Annotated in this window: 14 protein-coding genes, 2 tRNA genes and 2 rRNA genes (1 of these 18 running past the window's edge); 11 read left to right on the top strand and 7 right to left on the bottom strand. The window is 41.0% G+C overall.

Annotation, left to right across the window (positions count from 1 at the left end):
* The first annotated feature begins 109 nt into the window (after positions 1-109).
* From tgt to ACOQO1_RS01495, 5 genes are all read left to right on the top strand, one after another.
* On the top strand, positions 110-1,240 hold the full coding sequence (gene tgt, locus ACOQO1_RS01515) for a tRNA guanosine(34) transglycosylase Tgt (RefSeq protein WP_420601095.1): 1,131 nt from the start codon (positions 110-112) through the stop codon (positions 1,238-1,240).
* Positions 1,240-2,322, top strand: coding sequence for an LptF/LptG family permease (locus tag ACOQO1_RS01510; RefSeq protein ID WP_420601094.1), 1,083 nt, complete (start codon positions 1,240-1,242; stop codon positions 2,320-2,322). The genes tgt and ACOQO1_RS01510 overlap by 1 nt, the downstream gene beginning before the upstream one ends.
* A 105-nt stretch (positions 2,323-2,427) precedes the next feature.
* Positions 2,428-3,381 carry an acetyl-CoA carboxylase carboxyltransferase subunit alpha gene (locus ACOQO1_RS01505; protein WP_420601093.1) on the top strand — a complete coding sequence of 318 codons (954 nt, stop codon included), beginning with the start codon at positions 2,428-2,430 and terminating at the stop codon, positions 3,379-3,381.
* Positions 3,382-3,548: 167 nt separating this feature from the next.
* Complete coding sequence (gene dnaB, locus ACOQO1_RS01500; RefSeq protein WP_420601092.1) at positions 3,549-5,093, top strand: replicative DNA helicase; 1,545 nt, start codon at positions 3,549-3,551, stop codon at positions 5,091-5,093.
* Positions 5,077-6,384 (top strand): asparagine synthetase B, encoded by a 1,308-nt coding sequence (locus ACOQO1_RS01495; RefSeq protein WP_420601091.1) that lies wholly within the window; start codon positions 5,077-5,079, stop codon positions 6,382-6,384. Before dnaB ends, ACOQO1_RS01495 begins: the two co-directional genes overlap by 17 nt.
* Positions 6,385-6,455: 71 nt before the next feature.
* Here ACOQO1_RS01495 and ACOQO1_RS01490 read toward each other — a convergent pair whose 3' ends face one another.
* Genes ACOQO1_RS01490 through ACOQO1_RS01480 form a run of 3 tightly spaced genes read right to left on the bottom strand, consistent with a single transcriptional unit; the run spans position 6,456 to position 8,183 of the window.
* Positions 6,456-6,875 carry a cupin domain-containing protein gene (locus tag ACOQO1_RS01490; protein WP_420601090.1) on the bottom strand — a complete coding sequence of 140 codons (420 nt, stop codon included), beginning with the start codon at positions 6,873-6,875 and terminating at the stop codon, positions 6,456-6,458.
* Positions 6,876-6,885: 10 nt separating this feature from the next.
* Positions 6,886-7,395, bottom strand: a complete 510-nt coding sequence (locus tag ACOQO1_RS01485) for a cupin domain-containing protein (RefSeq protein WP_420601089.1) — start codon at positions 7,393-7,395, stop codon at positions 6,886-6,888.
* On the bottom strand, positions 7,392-8,183 hold the full coding sequence (locus ACOQO1_RS01480; RefSeq protein ID WP_420601088.1) for an HAD family hydrolase: 792 nt from the start codon (positions 8,181-8,183) through the stop codon (positions 7,392-7,394). Before ACOQO1_RS01480 ends, ACOQO1_RS01485 begins: the two co-directional genes overlap by 4 nt.
* Positions 8,184-8,256: 73 nt before the next feature.
* On the opposite strand from ACOQO1_RS01480, the gene ACOQO1_RS01475 reads away from it, so the two are divergent.
* A complete protein-coding gene (locus ACOQO1_RS01475; RefSeq protein ID WP_420601087.1) occupies positions 8,257-8,679 on the top strand; it encodes a secondary thiamine-phosphate synthase enzyme YjbQ in 423 nt (140 codons plus the stop codon).
* A gap of 193 nt (positions 8,680-8,872) precedes the next feature.
* On the opposite strand, the gene rplT is transcribed toward ACOQO1_RS01475, so the two are convergent.
* From rplT to thrS, 4 genes are all read right to left on the bottom strand, one after another.
* Entirely contained in the window at positions 8,873-9,217 is a 345-nt protein-coding gene (gene rplT, locus ACOQO1_RS01470; protein ID WP_420601086.1) for a 50S ribosomal protein L20, read from the bottom strand.
* 94 nt (positions 9,218-9,311) lie between these two features.
* A complete protein-coding gene (gene rpmI / locus ACOQO1_RS01465; RefSeq protein WP_073181711.1) occupies positions 9,312-9,509 on the bottom strand; it encodes a 50S ribosomal protein L35 in 198 nt (65 codons plus the stop codon).
* 51 nt (positions 9,510-9,560) lie between these two features.
* Positions 9,561-10,115, bottom strand: a complete 555-nt coding sequence (gene infC, locus ACOQO1_RS01460; RefSeq protein ID WP_420601277.1) for a translation initiation factor IF-3 — start codon at positions 10,113-10,115, stop codon at positions 9,561-9,563.
* Between the two features lie 29 nt (positions 10,116-10,144).
* Positions 10,145-12,085, bottom strand: coding sequence for a threonine--tRNA ligase (thrS, locus tag ACOQO1_RS01455; protein WP_420601085.1), 1,941 nt, complete (start codon positions 12,083-12,085; stop codon positions 10,145-10,147).
* Positions 12,086-12,258: 173 nt separating this feature from the next.
* Between thrS and ACOQO1_RS01450 the strand changes: the two genes are divergently transcribed.
* The 5 genes from ACOQO1_RS01450 to ACOQO1_RS01430 form a co-directional block, all read left to right on the top strand.
* On the top strand, positions 12,259-13,380 hold the full coding sequence (locus tag ACOQO1_RS01450; protein WP_420601084.1) for an SGNH/GDSL hydrolase family protein: 1,122 nt from the start codon (positions 12,259-12,261) through the stop codon (positions 13,378-13,380).
* Positions 13,381-13,791: 411 nt separating this feature from the next.
* Positions 13,792-15,316 (top strand): 16S ribosomal RNA (locus ACOQO1_RS01445).
* A 108-nt stretch (positions 15,317-15,424) separates the two neighbouring features.
* Positions 15,425-15,498, top strand: a tRNA-Ile gene (locus tag ACOQO1_RS01440).
* A gap of 110 nt (positions 15,499-15,608) precedes the next feature.
* Positions 15,609-15,685: transfer RNA gene (locus ACOQO1_RS01435), tRNA-Ala, on the top strand.
* Positions 15,686-15,888: 203 nt separating this feature from the next.
* Positions 15,889-15,989: ribosomal RNA gene (locus tag ACOQO1_RS01430) — 23S ribosomal RNA — on the top strand; it runs 2,725 nt beyond the window's last position.
* The 16S and 23S rRNA genes sit together here with 2 tRNA genes alongside, the layout of an rRNA operon.

Genomic DNA, 15,989 nt, shown 5'->3' with positions numbered 1-15,989 from the left:
ACAAGCTTAGTTATAATATTTTACGAAACGTTTTGAGTAAAAAACTTTATTTTTTTGTTAAGGCTTTGTGGAAATGAGTTGGCTATATTTGCGGTCTTAAAAGTACGTATTGAAATTTACCCTTTTTCAAAAAGACGATAAGAGCAAAGCAAGAGCTGGTGAACTTGTCACGGACCATGGCAAAATTCAGACACCTATATTCATGCCAGTGGGCACAGTGGCTTCTGTAAAAGGTGTGCACCAACGAGAGCTTAAAGATGAAATAGATCCTGATATCATCCTTGGAAATACCTACCATTTATATCTGCGTCCGGGAACGGGCATTTTAGAAAAAGCAGGAGGGCTTCATAAGTTTATGGGCTGGGATAGAAACATTTTGACCGATAGTGGTGGCTACCAAGTCTATTCCCTTTCCAATAATAGAAAAATAAAGGAGGAAGGAGTAAATTTCAAATCACATATTGATGGATCTCGACATTTTTTTACCCCGGAAAATGTCATGGAAATCCAGCGCACCATTGGGGCCGACATTATTATGGCATTTGATGAATGCACACCTTATCCTTGTGACTACAACTATGCAAAAAGATCTATGCACATGACCCATAGATGGCTGGATAGATGTATAGCGCATTTGGACAAGCTCCCATTTAAGTATGGATATTCACAAAGCTTTTTTCCAATTGTTCAAGGCTCCACCTATAAAGATTTAAGAAAACAATCTGCGGAATATATTGCATCTGTAGGTGCTGAGGGAAACGCTATTGGGGGGCTCTCGGTAGGAGAACCGGCGGAAGAAATGTACGAGATGGCTGAAATTGTCTGCGATATTCTTCCGGAAGACAAACCAAGATATTTGATGGGTGTGGGAACACCTATCAATATTCTGGAAAATATTGCGTTGGGAGTTGATATGTTTGATTGTGTTATGCCCACACGAAATGCCCGTAACGGAATGCTGTTCACGGCCCATGGTACCATAAATATCAAAAATAAAAAGTGGGAAGACGATTTTTCACCTATTGATGAGATGGGAATCACTTTCGTGGACACCGAATATTCCAAGGCCTATTTAAGGCATCTTTTTGCGGCTAATGAGTATTTGGGCAAGCAGATCGCCACCATTCACAACCTAGGTTTTTACCTCTGGTTGGTGCGTACCGCAAGAGAGCGTATTTTAGCAGGGGATTTTCAGGAATGGAAGACCAAAATGGTACAACAAATGGATAAAAGATTGTAATGCTTACGATACTTGACAAATACATCTTAAAGCGCTATTTGGTTACCTTTTTGGGAATGCTTATGCTCTTTGTACCCATTGGGATCATGGCCAATCTTGCGGAGAAGATTGGGAAAATTATTGATAATGAAGCTCCATTAAGCGAAGTCATTGTTTTTTATGGCAATTTTACATTGGTGATCGGCAATCTGTTACTTCCTATATTTTTATTTCTGTCCATCATATTTTTTACCTCCAAATTGGCTAGTAACACTGAAATTGTTGCCATTCTTAGCTCTGGAGTGTCGTATACCCGGTTTTTAAGACCATATTTATTAGGAGCTACTCTAGTGGCCATTCTTATTTTTATGATGGGAATGTTCATTGTGCCCAATGCCAGTATTGGATTTAATGAATTTGAGTACAAGTATTTTAAAAAGGGAAGACAGGTTCAGATTACCAGTAATATTTTCAATCAATTGAATGAAAACGACTACATCTATGTGAGCAGTTTTGATCCCAGCAGAAAAAATGGAAGAGATTTTACCTACGAGCATTTTGATGCGGATAAGAAACTTGATTGGAAAATTTCTGCATCTGGTATTAGGTGGGTGGAAAAAGATAGTATTTACCGATTAACAAATTATGTAAAGAGAAAACTGGAGAATGGGGTTGAACGTATTGAAACCAAAAGGCGACTGGATACCTTGTTTACCTTCAAAATAGAAGATCTTACCCCCGTGTCATATGTAGCGGAAACCAAAAACTTGTTTGAACTAAATGAGTTCATTGAAGACCAAAAGAGCAAGGGAGCTTCCAATATCAACGCTTATATATTGGTAAAGTACAAAAGATGGGCCTTGCCCATTGCAGCCTTTGTGCTTACCATTATAGCTGTTGCGGTTTCATCTGTAAAACGCAGAGGTGGAATGGGTTTAAACCTAGCTTTTGGTATTGGGGTGGCTTTTATCTATATCTTTTTTGATAAGGTTTTTGGAACCTTGGCAGAGCAATCTGGTTTCTCACCATTGTTGGCAGTAGTAATCCCAAATCTTATTTTTGGGGCATTTGCGGTTTATATGTTGATGAAAGCCAAACGATAAGCCTAAATGACGATCGCTATATCCGTTAAATAGTAAATCAAGTTTTTAGGAGTCATCTTTAAAGTTTTATATTTGTCCCCACCATATTTCTGAAATCAACTTTACATGGAATACCTCGATTTTGAACTTCCCATAAAAGAACTAGAAGACCAACTTCAAAAATGTATGGTCATTGGAGAAGAAAGTGACGTTGACGTCAGCGAAACTTGTCAGCAGATTGAAAAGAAGCTGGGGGAAACCCGCAAGGATATTTACAAAAATTTGACTGCATGGCAACGTGTACAGCTATCAAGGCATCCCAATAGGCCATATACCATGGACTATATAAATGCCATTTGCGGAGATACTTTTTTGGAACTTCATGGGGACAGAAATGTAAAAGATGACAAAGCCATGATCGGTGGTTTGGGTAAAATTGGCGATCAGAGCTATATGTTTGTTGGTCAACAAAAAGGATACAACACCAAGACCCGTCAATACCGAAATTTTGGTATGGCCAACCCGGAAGGATATCGCAAAGCGTTGCGTTTGATGAAATCCGCTGAGAAATTTGGGATTCCTGTAGTCTGCTTTATAGATACCCCTGGAGCATATCCGGGCATAGAAGCTGAGGAAAGAGGTCAGGGAGAAGCCATTGCACGTAATATTTTGGAAATGACACGCCTTAAAGTGCCCATCATTGTAGTAATAATAGGTGAAGGAGCGTCAGGAGGCGCCTTGGGAATAGGGGTAGGTGATAAAGTATTGATGTTGGAAAATACTTGGTACTCTGTTATTTCGCCAGAATCTTGCTCTTCAATTTTATGGAGAAGTTGGGAGTATAAAGAACAAGCTGCCGATGCATTAAAACTTACCGCAACGGACATGAAAAAACAGAAGCTTGTTGATGAAATTGTCCGTGAACCTTTAGGGGGCGCGCATACCAATAGGGAAAAAACTTTCGAGACAGTCAAGAATAAAATTTCTACCCATTTTGAGGAGCTCAAAAAGTTATCACCAAAAGAATTGGTAAAAACAAGAATGGAAAAATATGCCGAAATGGGCGTGTTCAACGGGTAATTACGGTTTTTCAGCGGTCATTCTTTTTTATTAGATTTTTTCTTCAAACATTTTTGGGTTATTAACAAATATTTATAGTTTTCAACATTAATTTTGTTAATGACCTGTGAACATCGAAAGATGTAAGTTTAAAGTTAACTAAAGGTTAATTACCTACATTCGCATTTATGGACAAGCCTAGCCCGATTATTGGTCACAAAGTTGACAAGTCTACCCTCATTAATCTGGAGAGAGGAAAGATTCCTCCGCAATCCGTTGATTTAGAGGAGGTTGTACTTGGAGCAATGATGATTGATAAAAAAGGCGTGGATGAGGTAATAGATATCTTACATCCTGATGTTTTTTACAAAGATGCCCATAGGTTTATTTATGATGCCATCTTCAAATTGTTCGAATCTTCGGAACCGGTGGATTTATTAACCGTTTCAGCACAATTAAAGAAGGATGGCAAGCTAGAGGCAGTGGGAGGGGACTTTTACCTCATAAAATTGACTCAAAAAGTAGCTTCCTCTGCTCATATTGAGTTTCATGCCCGTATTGTTCTTCAAAAGTACATTCAGCGTAGTTTGATTAAGATTTCAAACGAGATCATTGAAGATGCATATAGTGATTCTACCGATGTTTTCGATTTGTTGGATAGTGCGGAAGCCAAATTATACGAGGTTACTCAAGGCAATCTGAAACGATCTGCTGAAACTGCTTTGGATTTGGTAATTCAGGCCAAAAAGAAGATTGAGGAGATTTCCAATAAAGAAGGTACAAGCGGAATTCCTTCAGGATTTGATAAATTGGACAAACTGACCTCCGGCTGGCAACCCAGTGATTTGGTTATTGTGGCTGCAAGGCCTGGTATGGGTAAAACAGCCTTAACGCTTTCGATGGCTAGGAACATAGCCGTAAACTCAGAAATTCCTGTGGCATTCTTCTCCTTGGAAATGTCTTCTGTACAGTTGATTACCCGTTTAATTTCGTCAGAAACGGGGCTATCCTCTGAAAAACTCAGAACGGGGAAATTGGAAAAGCATGAGTGGGAACAGCTCAATGTAAAGGTAAAATCCTTAGAAAAAGCTCCTTTATTTATTGACGACACCCCATCACTTTCTATTTTCGACTTAAGAGCAAAAGCTCGAAGATTGGCATCCCAGCATGGTATAAAGCTTATCATAATTGATTATTTGCAGTTGATGACTGCAGGTGGAAGTCAAAAAGGAGGTAATCGTGAGCAGGAAATTTCTACAATTTCAAGAAACTTAAAGGCATTGGCCAAAGAACTTAATGTTCCAGTAATTGCACTTTCACAGCTCTCCCGAGCTGTTGAGACCAGAGGGGGAAGTAAGCGTCCAATTCTTTCAGATTTGAGGGAATCTGGTGCCATTGAGCAAGATGCCGATATTGTTTCGTTCATTTATCGTCCGGAGTACTATAAGATTGACGAATGGGATGATGAAGAACGTACCCCTACACAAGGTCAAGCAGAGTTCATTGTGGCCAAACACCGTAATGGTGGATTGGATAATATTAGGTTAAAGTTTATTGGAGCACTGGGTAAATTTGATAACTTGGATGACTTTGATTCCCCATTCGAATTCCAATCGAAGATGAATGCGGATGAAGAAAACCCATTTGCCACGCCAAACCTTCCCAGTACGGATGAAGCTTTTGGCAGTGCAATGAACAGTGACGATGACCCAGATAATGACGTACCTTTTTAAGATTATTTTCTATTTGTCGCCTCGAGCGCAGTCGAGAGGTTTTGTCCTTTTTTGCCTCTTTTTATTCTCCTTTAAATCATTTGCCTCCGTTATCCTTATTCCTATGGATGCCGAAGGTCAAGAAAACCATTTAAAGGCCTACGGCATTACCTATTGGGTGCTGACCAAACAACAAAAAGTACAATGGCTACTAAATTATAGGGGCGGTTCGTTTTTGTTGCCAGATGGAGAATCCATACGAAAAGAATGTCAAATCAGAGGAGTTTCGTTTGAAGTGATTTCCGATGCCCAGGCAGAATCCATTTTGGATGAAATAAGCAGTCCTTCCCAAAACCAGGAAGCTGTAATACTGGAAAAAGCACCCAAAATTGCAGTGTATTCCCCAAAGGGTAACCAACCCTGGGACGATGCTGTGACCATGGTGCTCACCTATGCCGAGATTCCGTATGTTACGGTTTATGATGAGGAAGTGCTGGACAATAAATTGGCACTTTATGATTGGCTGCACCTGCACCATGAAGATTTTACCGGACAGTATGGTAAATTTTACGGTGTGTATAGAGCCGCTCCATGGTATATAGAGGCGAAAACTGAAGCTGAGGCTTTGGCCCAAAAATTGGGCTATTCCAAGGTTTCTGAAGAAAAGAGGGCAGTGGCCCTGAAAATCAGAAATTATGTTATTGGTGGTGGTTTTATGTTTGCTATGTGTTCTGCAACGGACAGTTTTGATATAGCTTTGGCTGCTGAAGGGGTCGATATTTGCGAACCCATGTTCGATGGTGACCCATCTGATGCCAATTATCAGGGTAAATTGGATTTTAGCAGAACTTTTGCTTTTTCCAATTTTGTTTTGGAACGTAATCCGCTACGTTATGAGTTTTCGTCTATTGATATGACCAATAAGCGGAGGAACGTTCCCAAAGAATCTGATTATTTTTCTTTAATGGAATTTTCGGCCAAATGGGACCCCATTCCTACGATGTTGACCCAGAACCATACGGCCTTGGTCAAGGGGTTTATGGGGCAGACCACAGCTTTCACCCGTTCAGAGGTGAAACCAACTGTAATGATTCTAGGAGAAAACAAGCTTAATGGAGAAGCTCGTTACATTCATGGCATAAAGGGAAAAGGTTTTTTCACGTTTTATGGTGGGCATGATCCTGAAGATTACCAGCATAGGGTAGGGGACCCAAAAACAGAACTGGAATTACACCCTACCTCGCCTGGGTACCGGCTTATTTTGAATAATGTGTTATTTCCCGCAGCGCGGAAGAAAAAGCAAAAGACCTAAGTGTCTGGTTATAAATGTTACCGCACTAAGGAAAAGGCTACAAACCGTTTTGAACTTTAAAAACATAATAATTACTTTCTTTTAATGGAAAGCAGGCTATCCTTGGTGCCAGCATAGAAGACAACGATTTCAGCCGGCCTGTTTTTTTCGTTCACTCCATAATGCCATGTATTTACAAGTTCAACAATGGGGTCACCCTTTTTTAACCTAAGGGTATCATTATACTCGCTAATCACGGTCAGCTCACCTTTTAAAAGAACTCCTGCATTTATATTGGGGTGTTTGTGCCAGTCCAATTTTGTTTTTCCCGGAATGGTTACCTTGATGATTGTTACCTCAGGATGCTCTGAGGGATACTCTGGCAATAGCTTGCCTCCCCAACTTTTGGATGATTTTGCAAGAGTAACAACTTGAATATTCTTTTGCTGTACCGATTTGCATGAACTGAAAATCAAAACAACAAAACTTAATAAAAGAGTTGACTTTTGCATCTGAAATGGGTTAGGTTTGTGGTGCGGTAAGCATGGTTATAACAGCTTCGTGTTGTGGAAATTTCTCGATCAATGTCATTCTTTCTGGCAAAACAAAATCCGCAAAATCAAACCCAGGAGCTACCGTGCATCCAACAAAGGAATAACCGTTGGCGTCAATGGTCTTGGCTGCAAACCAATGACCTCCAGGCACAACAAATTGAGGAACCTGTCCTGCCGAAAAATTATTCCCGATTATGTGTTCGGAATACTTGCCCGAATCTGAAATGATATATAACTTCAGTGGGGAACCAGCATAAAAGTGCCAGATTTCATCTTGATTTATCTTATGGAAAGCAGAAAAGGTATTTGATGTCAATAAAAAATAGATGCATGTGGAGTGATTTCTATCTCCTTGATAGTTTTTTGGCAATGCCCGTTGCTCAATTTTTTCAGTGCTTCTATAACTCTCTTTAAAATAACCTCCCTCTGGATGCAGGGCTAGGTTGAATTTTTCTATAAGAAAATCAATTTCACTCATATCACTCTTTCCAAAACTTGTTCCACGCCAAAATCATCATTGCTCAATGTTTCAAACTTGGCCACTTTTTTTACATCGGGATGTGCATTGGCCATTGCAAAACTATAATTGGACAGCTGCAACATTTCCAAATCGTTGTTATAGTCACCAAAAACCATTATTTCATCGGAGGTAATGTTATGTGATTGCATCAATCTTTCCAGTGCGTATCCTTTATGGGCATTTTTATGGGATACATCTACCCAATTGGAGCCGGAGACTTTTACTTTTAAAGGACCTTCTAAATGTTTTACTGCAGGGTAAATATGCTTTTCTGAATTCTCGAAATGGTAAATTGCAACTTTCAAGACTTGATCATCCACGGAGGTTTGGTCCTTAACAGTCTCATATTCTGTGTAATATTCGGAAAGTAACCTTAAAAAACTTTGCGAACTTCCATTTGCATATGCCTTGCTGTTACAGCACAGGACAGGATGTACGTCAGGGACATCGGAAAGTGCGGAAAGTACTTGGTTGACATCTGAACGGTCAATTGGGGTTGTAAGCAAAACATCTTCCTTTTGCTTTGTGAAAGCGCCATTTTCGGCAATAAAAATAACATCATCCTTGATTGTTTTTAATTTGTCCACCATACTGTGGTACTGCCTTCCGCTAGCAGCTACAAACTGTATATTTTTATCTCGGAGTACTTCAAAGATTTCAAAAAACCGGTTGCTTACCTCGTGGTTGGAGTTTAAAAGGGTTCCATCCATATCGGAAACAACCATTTTTATTTTGGAAAAATCCATAATTGTGTTTTAAAGCTGCAAAGGTATGGGTTGATAGGGGAATGAAGTAAAGTTTGTATTAATTTCACCGATTATGAAAAGTTACCAGTCAGAAATAACACTTAAGCCTTACTCCAGGGGATTTCATTTGATAACGGAAATTGTCATCAATGCATTTCCTGAGATACGAAAAATAAATACAGGCATGCTACAAGTCTTCATAAAGCATACTTCGGCAGGGTTGACCATAAATGAAAATGCAGACCCAACGGTACGTACTGATTTTGAGAGTCATTTTAATAAAATGGTCCCTGAGGATGCCCCATATTATGTTCACACCTATGAAGGACCGGATGATATGCCGGCTCATATTAAGGCTTCTTTATTGGGAAGTTCGGTTCAAGTTCCCATAACCAGCGGAAAATTGAACTTGGGAATTTGGCAAGGGATCTATTTGTGCGAACACCGAGACCATGCTTCTGGAAGAAAATTGTTGCTGACCGCTTTTGGCAATTGATCCAAACAGGTGCTAAGGGTAAGGACCAAAAAACTATTTTGGGTATTTTTTAGACGGGTGAAGAATATCCGAGCCAATTAATGGTCAATTTACAGAGGCATTTCTTGACATTTTATTGGGTTAGTAGCCTTAAAATACAAAAACCCGCTCAATTGAGCGGGTTTTAATAAGCGGGGTAAGTTTATATTGATTCTTATTTTACTCTTTCAACTATTGCTTTAAAAGCATCTGGGTGGTTCATTGCCAAATCGGCCAAAACTTTTCTGTTAAGTTCTATACCGTTGGATTTTACCTTGCCCATGAATTGGGAGTAAGACATTCCATGCATTCTGGCCCCTGCATTGATACGGGTAATCCAAAGCGAGCGGAAATTACGTTTTTTGTTTCTTCTGTCACGGTAAGCATAAAGCATTGCTTTTTCTACCGCATTTTTGGCTACTGTCCAGACATTTTTACGTCTTCCAAAGTAACCTTTGGCTTGCTTCATCACCTTTTTTCTTCGGGCTCTAGAAGCAACTGAATTTACTGATCTTGGCATAATGTTTCATTTTTTTGTAGCAGGCGGTCAATTTTTGACACTTTTAAAAGCCTGACTCCATGGTTAATAATTAATGTACCGTAATTTGAACAATTTATTTTAAACGCAATTGTTCTTTAATACTGTTGACGTCTGACTCATGCACTAGGGTAGAGTGCGTCAACTTAAGCTTACGCTTTTTGGATTTCTTGGTCAAAATATGACTCTTGAAAGCGTGCTTTCTTTTGATTTTACCAGAACCGGTAAGCTTAAAACGCTTTTTGGCACTGGATTTTGTTTTCATTTTAGGCATTTTCTCCTCTTTATATATTACAGCTGAAGTATATTCAGCATCCCGCTTTAATTATTTTTTTGTTTTTGGAGCGATGAACATGGTCATACGTTTTCCCTCCAATTTTGGCATTTGCTCCACTTTTCCAAGTTCCTCCAGTTCCTGCGCCAACCTTAATAACAATATTTCTCCTTGATCCTTATAGACAATGGAACGCCCTTTAAAAAAGACATAGGCCTTTAGTTTGGCGCCATCTTTTAAGAATTTTTCAGCATGTCGCTTTTTAAATTCATAATCATGGTCATCGGTCTGTGGACCAAAACGAATTTCCTTTACAACCACTTTGGTGGCTTTGGCCTTCATGGCCTTGTCCCTTTTCTTTTGTTCGTAAAGAAACTTCTTGTAATCTATAATTTTACAGACAGGAGGATTGGCTTTTGGTGAAATCTCTACCAAATCCAATTCCAATTCTCTTGCCTTGACCATTGCTTTGGCAATGGGATATACTCCTATTTCTACATTGTCCCCAACAAGTCTGACTTCTGGGGCTGTAATCTTTTCATTGATATTATGAGGGTTTTTGTTTTCCCTCCTAGGTTGGGGCCTAAATCTTCTTCGTATTGCTATGACGTATACTTTTTAATTAAACTAAATTTTTAGAACGACTTTAAGGTACTATTTATTTCAGTAGTTACCAAGTCAGAAAACTTACTTAAGCTGATGCTTCCAAAATCTTCACCTCCATGCCTTCTTACAGCAATGGTTTGGGCTTCTTCTTCCTGCTCACCAACAATGAGCATGAATGGGATTTTTTTAAGCTCAGCTTCACGGATTTTCTTCCCTACCGTCTCATTCCTGTTATCAATGAGCGCGCGAATTTCGTGATTTTCCAACGAATTCAAAACTTTTTCCGCATATTTTTCATGTTTCTCACTGACGGGCAGTACAATAGCTTGGGTTGGAATCAACCATAATGGGAAGTTTCCACCCGTATGTTCCAATAGCAAAGCCACAAAACGTTCCATACTGCCAAAAGGTGCACGGTGTATCATAATGGGGCGGTGAAGTTCATTGTCACTGCCCTTATAAGTAAGGTCAAAACGTTCAGGTAAATTATAATCCACTTGAATGGTACCCAATTGCCATTGTCTGCCAAGGGCATCTTTTACCATAAAATCCAATTTTGGGCCGTAAAAAGCAGCCTCCCCGCTTTCAATCACAAAATTGAGCCCTTTTTCTTCCGCAGCATTGATAATGGCTTGCTCTGCTTTTTCCCAATTATCTGCTTCACCAATGTATTTTTCAGGTTTTTCCAAATCACGAACCGAAACTTGGGCAGTAAAATTTTCAAAGCCTAATGAACCCAATACATATAATGATAGGTCAATGACCTTTTTGAATTCGTCATTTAATTGGTCGGGGGTACAAAAAATATGGGCATCATCCTGTGTAAAGCCCCTAACCCGAGTAAGTCCGTGAAGCTCCCCACTTTGTTCATACCTATAAACAGTACCGAACTCGGCATATCTTATTGGTAAATCTTTATAGCTAAATGGGCTGCTGTTGTAAATTTCACAATGGTGAGGACAATTCATGGGCTTCAACAAAAATTCCTCGTCATCCTTTGGTGTATGGATGGGTTGAAAACTGTCTTCACCATATTTTGCATAGTGACCTGAGGTCACGTACAGCTCTTTTTGACCTATATGTGGTGTCACCACCATTTCATAACCTGCTTTTTTCTGCGCTTTTTTTAGAAATTGCTCCAGGCGCTCCCGAAGGGCAGCACCTTTGGGGAGCCATAATGGTAAACCTTGCCCTACCTTTTTTGAAAAAGTGAACAACTCCAATTCCTTGCCCAGTTTTCGGTGATCCCTTTTTTTGGCCTCTTCCAGTAATTCAAGATATTCCGTAAGCTCTTTTTGTTTTGGAAAAGAAATCCCATAAACACGGGTTATCTGTTTATTGTTCTCGTCACCTCTCCAATAAGCACCGGCAACACTTAATATTTTTATGGCCTTAACAATTCCAGTGTTTGGGATATGGCCACCACGGCATAAATCGGTAAATGTGCTATGATCACAAAAAGTGATTGTCCCATCTTCAAGATTCTCAATAAGCTCTACCTTATATTCATTGCCTTGCTCTTTATAGAACGAAAGTGCTTCGGCCTTGGTAACACTTCGCATTTTATAATCATGCTTGCCACGTGCTATTTCCAATGCTTTCTTTTCAATGGCTGGAAAATCTTTTTCTGAAATGGATTGTTCCCCAAAATCCACATCATAATAAAATCCATTTTCTATGGCTGGACCTATGGTCAATTTAATTCCGGGATATAACTCTTCCAAAGCTTGGGCAACAATGTGTGATGTTGAATGCCAGAAAGCTGTTTTTCCACCTTTGTCCTTCCAAGTGTACAATACCAAACTGCCATCCGTGGTTAAAGGGGTCGTGCTTTCAACGGTCACACCGTTAAATGAGGCCGAAATAACATTCCGCGCCAATCCTTCACTGATTCCCTTTGCAACCTCCATTGGAGTGACACCGTTTTGATGCTCCTTGATACTCCCGTCTGGTAATGTGATTTTGATCATTCCCTTTTTATATGATAATAAGGAGGCAAAGATAACATCTTGCCGTAAGGCACACAATATAGTTTGGTCTGATTTATTTTAGTTTAAAATCATAGGAAGTGATGAAGTTGTAATAGTGCATATCTTTGAAGGGCAAGAAAGGACTAAATGAATTAGTCGCCAGTCAGAAAATCATGAACAAAATCCTTCTAATACTTATAAGTATAAACTGTACCTATTGTTTTTCCCAAGAAAAAGAAGAAATAACATGGTGGAACCCAATAAATGACAACAAACATATAATTGAAGGTCAAGCTTGGCCTAGTGAGGTTGCAGAGCATTATCATCGCCTTCCTAAGCGAGTTGCCAACAAACTTAGCAGCGGGGTCTATAATTTGGGGAAGCAGTCTGCAGGACTTATGATTAGGTTTAATACAAATAGTTCTAAGATTACTGTAAAGTATTCGGTAAAAAGAAAAGATGGTTTTGGTATGAATCATATGCCAGCTACAGCAGTTAGCGGTGTTGACCTTTATACTTTTGATGATAGTGGAAAAGAAATATGGTGTGCGGCCACTCGTAAGTTTTCAGATACTATTATATATGACTATAAGAAAATAGGAGTTAAAAAGACGCCAAGAGAGTACAGACTGTATTTACCACTATATAACCAAGTAACACATCTTGAGGTGGGGGTGGAGTCAAAATCCGATTTTGAGTTTTTATCGATTAGAGAGGAAAAACCCATGGTTGTTTATGGCACGTCCATTGCCCAAGGTGCTTGTGCTTCAAGACCTGGGATGGCCTGGACAGCTCAATTGGACAGGGCATTGAATTTACCCTTGGTTAATCTTGGTTTTAGTGGTTCGGGTCGTTTGGAGCTGCCCATGATAGATCTTATCGCTGAGATAGATGCTGAAGTATATATTTTAGACTGTATGCCTAACCTTACACAAGTTACATGGCAAAGTCTTGGTATTGAGAATGAGGAAGCTTTTAAAGAACGTGTATTGAAAGCTGTAAATCAACTAAGATCTAAGAGAGAAGGTACACCTATACTTCTGGTAGAGCATGCTGGATATTCTGATGAATATGTTAGTGATTCACAAAAGGACCGTTTTCAAAAAGTAAATAAACTTCAGTACCAAGTTTATCTACAATTAAAAAAGCAAGGAGTTGAAAACCTTCATTATTTGAAAAAGGAAGAGATTGGTTTAAAAATGGACGATACGGTGGATGGAGTTCATCCAACTGATTTGGGAATGTGGCATTACGCTCAAGCGTATAAAAATAAACTCCAAAGCTTGTTTAAGTGATGAAGCCAAAGTTGATGTCTAGGGAATAAGTTCTTCGGATAAGTTAAAATGTGATTATCGGGCATATACTTTTCAAAAAAAATAAAGTTTTTTTTCGATATAAATCCTTGTGAAACAGCCTGTTTTAAAGGGGTTTGTAGAATGGGGCTAAAAATCTTCAAAAAAAGTTTGGGAATAGTTTGGTCAAAAGAAAAAAAGGGTTCTATATTTGCACCCGCTTAGCTGATGAGGCTGGGTGTTTTGGGGGAGGATCAAGGGGGTGTATTGCCCGGTTTTTTTTCTCCTTTGGAAAGATTTAGAAGTTCATTTGACATATTGTATAGACAGCGTAAAAGAGAATTTTAGACAAGAACCATTTTGATGCGGGGGACCTTTTGTTGTGTAGTGAAGTTTTATGACATTCAACTTTTTACAATGAAGAGTTTGATCCTGGCTCAGGATGAACGCTAGCGGCAGGCCTAACACATGCAAGTCGAGGGGTAACAGAGTTTGCTTGCAAACTGCTGACGACCGGCGCACGGGTGCGGAACGCGTATGGAACCTGCCCCTGTCAGGGGAATAGCCCAGGGAAACTTGGATTAATGCCCCATGGTAACGAGATATCGCATGATATTTTGTTTAAAGATTTATCGGACAGGGATGGCCATGCGTACCATTAGCTTGTTGGTGGGGTAACGGCCCACCAAGGCAACGATGGTTAGGGGCCCTGAGAGGGGGATCCCCCACACTGGTACTGAGACACGGACCAGACTCCTACGGGAGGCAGCAGTGAGGAATATTGGACAATGGGCGAGGAGCCTGATCCAGCCATGCCGCGTGCAGGATGACTGCCCTATGGGTTGTAAACTGCTTTTATACGGGAAGAAACCTACTTACGTGTAAGTAGCTGACGGTACCGTAAGAATAAGGACCGGCTAACTCCGTGCCAGCAGCCGCGGTAATACGGAGGGTCCGAGCGTTATCCGGAATCATTGGGTTTAAAGGGTCCGTAGGCGGGCCTATAAGTCAGAGGTGAAAGGCCACGGCTCAACCGTGGGACTGCCTTTGATACTGTAGGTCTTGAGTCGTTGTGGAGTTGCCGGAACATGTGGTGTAGCGGTGAAATGCATAGATATCACATAGAACACCGATCGCGAAGGCAGGTAACTAACAACGTACTGACGCTGATGGACGAAAGCGTGGGTAGCGAACGGGATTAGATACCCCGGTAGTCCACGCCGTAAACGATGGATACTAGCTGTCGGGACCTCGGTCTCGGCGGCCAAGCGAAAGTGATAAGTATCCCACCTGGGGAGTACGTTCGCAAGAATGAAACTCAAAGGAATTGACGGGGGCCCGCACAAGCGGTGGAGCATGTGGTTTAATTCGATGATACGCGAGGAACCTTACCAGGGCTTAAATGTAGTATGACAGGTTTAGAGATAGACTTTTCTTCGGACATATTACAAGGTGCTGCATGGTTGTCGTCAGCTCGTGCCGTGAGGTGTCAGGTTAAGTCCTATAACGAGCGCAACCCCTACCGTTAGTTGCCAGCATGTAAAGATGGGGACTCTAACGGGACTGCCGGTGCAAACCGTGAGGAAGGTGGGGACGACGTCAAATCATCACGGCCCTTACGTCCTGGGCCACACACGTGCTACAATGGCCGGTACAGAGGGAAGCCACCCCGCAAGGGGGCGCGGATCTATAAAACCGGTCACAGTTCGGATCGGGGTCTGCAACTCGACCCCGTGAAGCTGGAATCGCTAGTAATCGGATATCAGCCATGATCCGGTGAATACGTTCCCGGGCCTTGTACACACCGCCCGTCAAGCCATGGAAGCCGGGAGTGCCTGAAGTCCGTCACCGCAAGGAGCGGCCTAGGGCAAAATCGGTAACTAGGGCTAAGTCGTAACAAGGTAGCCGTACCGGAAGGTGCGGCTGGAACACCTCCTTTCTAGAGAAGAGACGGACCTATCGACAGGGTCCCGTATCTTGGTGGTGCTTGTTTTTTTCTTTTATGCTGTCTTATAATATGCAAACATACTGGCAAATTAGGCCAAACAGTCTCATAGCTCAGCTGGTTAGAGCGCTACACTGATAATGTAGAGGTCGGCAGTTCGAGTCTGCCTGAGACTACGAGGACCAGCCTTATGGCTGTACGTTCATTAAAATAGGAAATTCTAGGTGTTGGGTTACCGTTATATAGTACTGTTAACTGATAACTGTTAACTGATCACTGGGATGACGGGGAATTAGCTCAGCTGGCTAGAGCGCCTGCCTTGCACGCAGGAGGTCACCGGTTCGACTCCGGTATTCTCCACCAAGGCAATGCCTTGAGATGTAAATTTCAAGTGTGTTGCGGTAGAGTTCGCGATTGATTTTTGTCAGTGGCGACTCGCCACAAGTTCATTGACATATTGGGACGGAGCGTGACGATTTTATCGTCATTGCGAAGTCAAAGAAGAAACACGAAGTAGAATAGAATATAATAAAGGATTACGAGGGCATTTGTACATAGGTACAGGTGTGACAAGCAAAAGAAGGGCGTATGGGGGATGCCTGGGCTCTCAGAGGCGAAGAAGGACGTGATAAGCTGCGAAAAGCCGCGGGGATCGGCACACACGAAT

This window comes from Flagellimonas sp., from assembly GCF_965222555.1.
Taxonomy (GTDB): domain Bacteria; phylum Bacteroidota; class Bacteroidia; order Flavobacteriales; family Flavobacteriaceae; genus Flagellimonas.
This window is presented reverse-complemented; position numbering and strand designations above follow the sequence as displayed.

Coding starts and splice junctions, on each gene's coding strand:
- ACOQO1_RS01475 (WP_420601087.1), top strand. CDS start 8,257: ATGAAAAGTTACCAGTCAGAAATAACACTTAAGCCTTACTCCAGGGGA.
- ACOQO1_RS01510 (WP_420601094.1), top strand. CDS start 1,240: ATGCTTACGATACTTGACAAATACATCTTAAAGCGCTATTTGGTTACC.
- dnaB (WP_420601092.1), top strand. CDS start 3,549: ATGGACAAGCCTAGCCCGATTATTGGTCACAAAGTTGACAAGTCTACC.
- ACOQO1_RS01490 (WP_420601090.1), bottom strand. CDS start 6,875: ATGCAAAAGTCAACTCTTTTATTAAGTTTTGTTGTTTTGATTTTCAGT.
- ACOQO1_RS01495 (WP_420601091.1), top strand. CDS start 5,077: ATGACGTACCTTTTTAAGATTATTTTCTATTTGTCGCCTCGAGCGCAG.
- ACOQO1_RS01505 (WP_420601093.1), top strand. CDS start 2,428: ATGGAATACCTCGATTTTGAACTTCCCATAAAAGAACTAGAAGACCAA.
- thrS (WP_420601085.1), bottom strand. CDS start 12,085: ATGATCAAAATCACATTACCAGACGGGAGTATCAAGGAGCATCAAAAC.
- ACOQO1_RS01485 (WP_420601089.1), bottom strand. CDS start 7,395: ATGAGTGAAATTGATTTTCTTATAGAAAAATTCAACCTAGCCCTGCAT.
- rplT (WP_420601086.1), bottom strand. CDS start 9,217: ATGCCAAGATCAGTAAATTCAGTTGCTTCTAGAGCCCGAAGAAAAAAG.
- ACOQO1_RS01480 (WP_420601088.1), bottom strand. CDS start 8,183: ATGGATTTTTCCAAAATAAAAATGGTTGTTTCCGATATGGATGGAACC.
- ACOQO1_RS01450 (WP_420601084.1), top strand. CDS start 12,259: ATGAACAAAATCCTTCTAATACTTATAAGTATAAACTGTACCTATTGT.
- rpmI (WP_073181711.1), bottom strand. CDS start 9,509: ATGCCTAAAATGAAAACAAAATCCAGTGCCAAAAAGCGTTTTAAGCTT.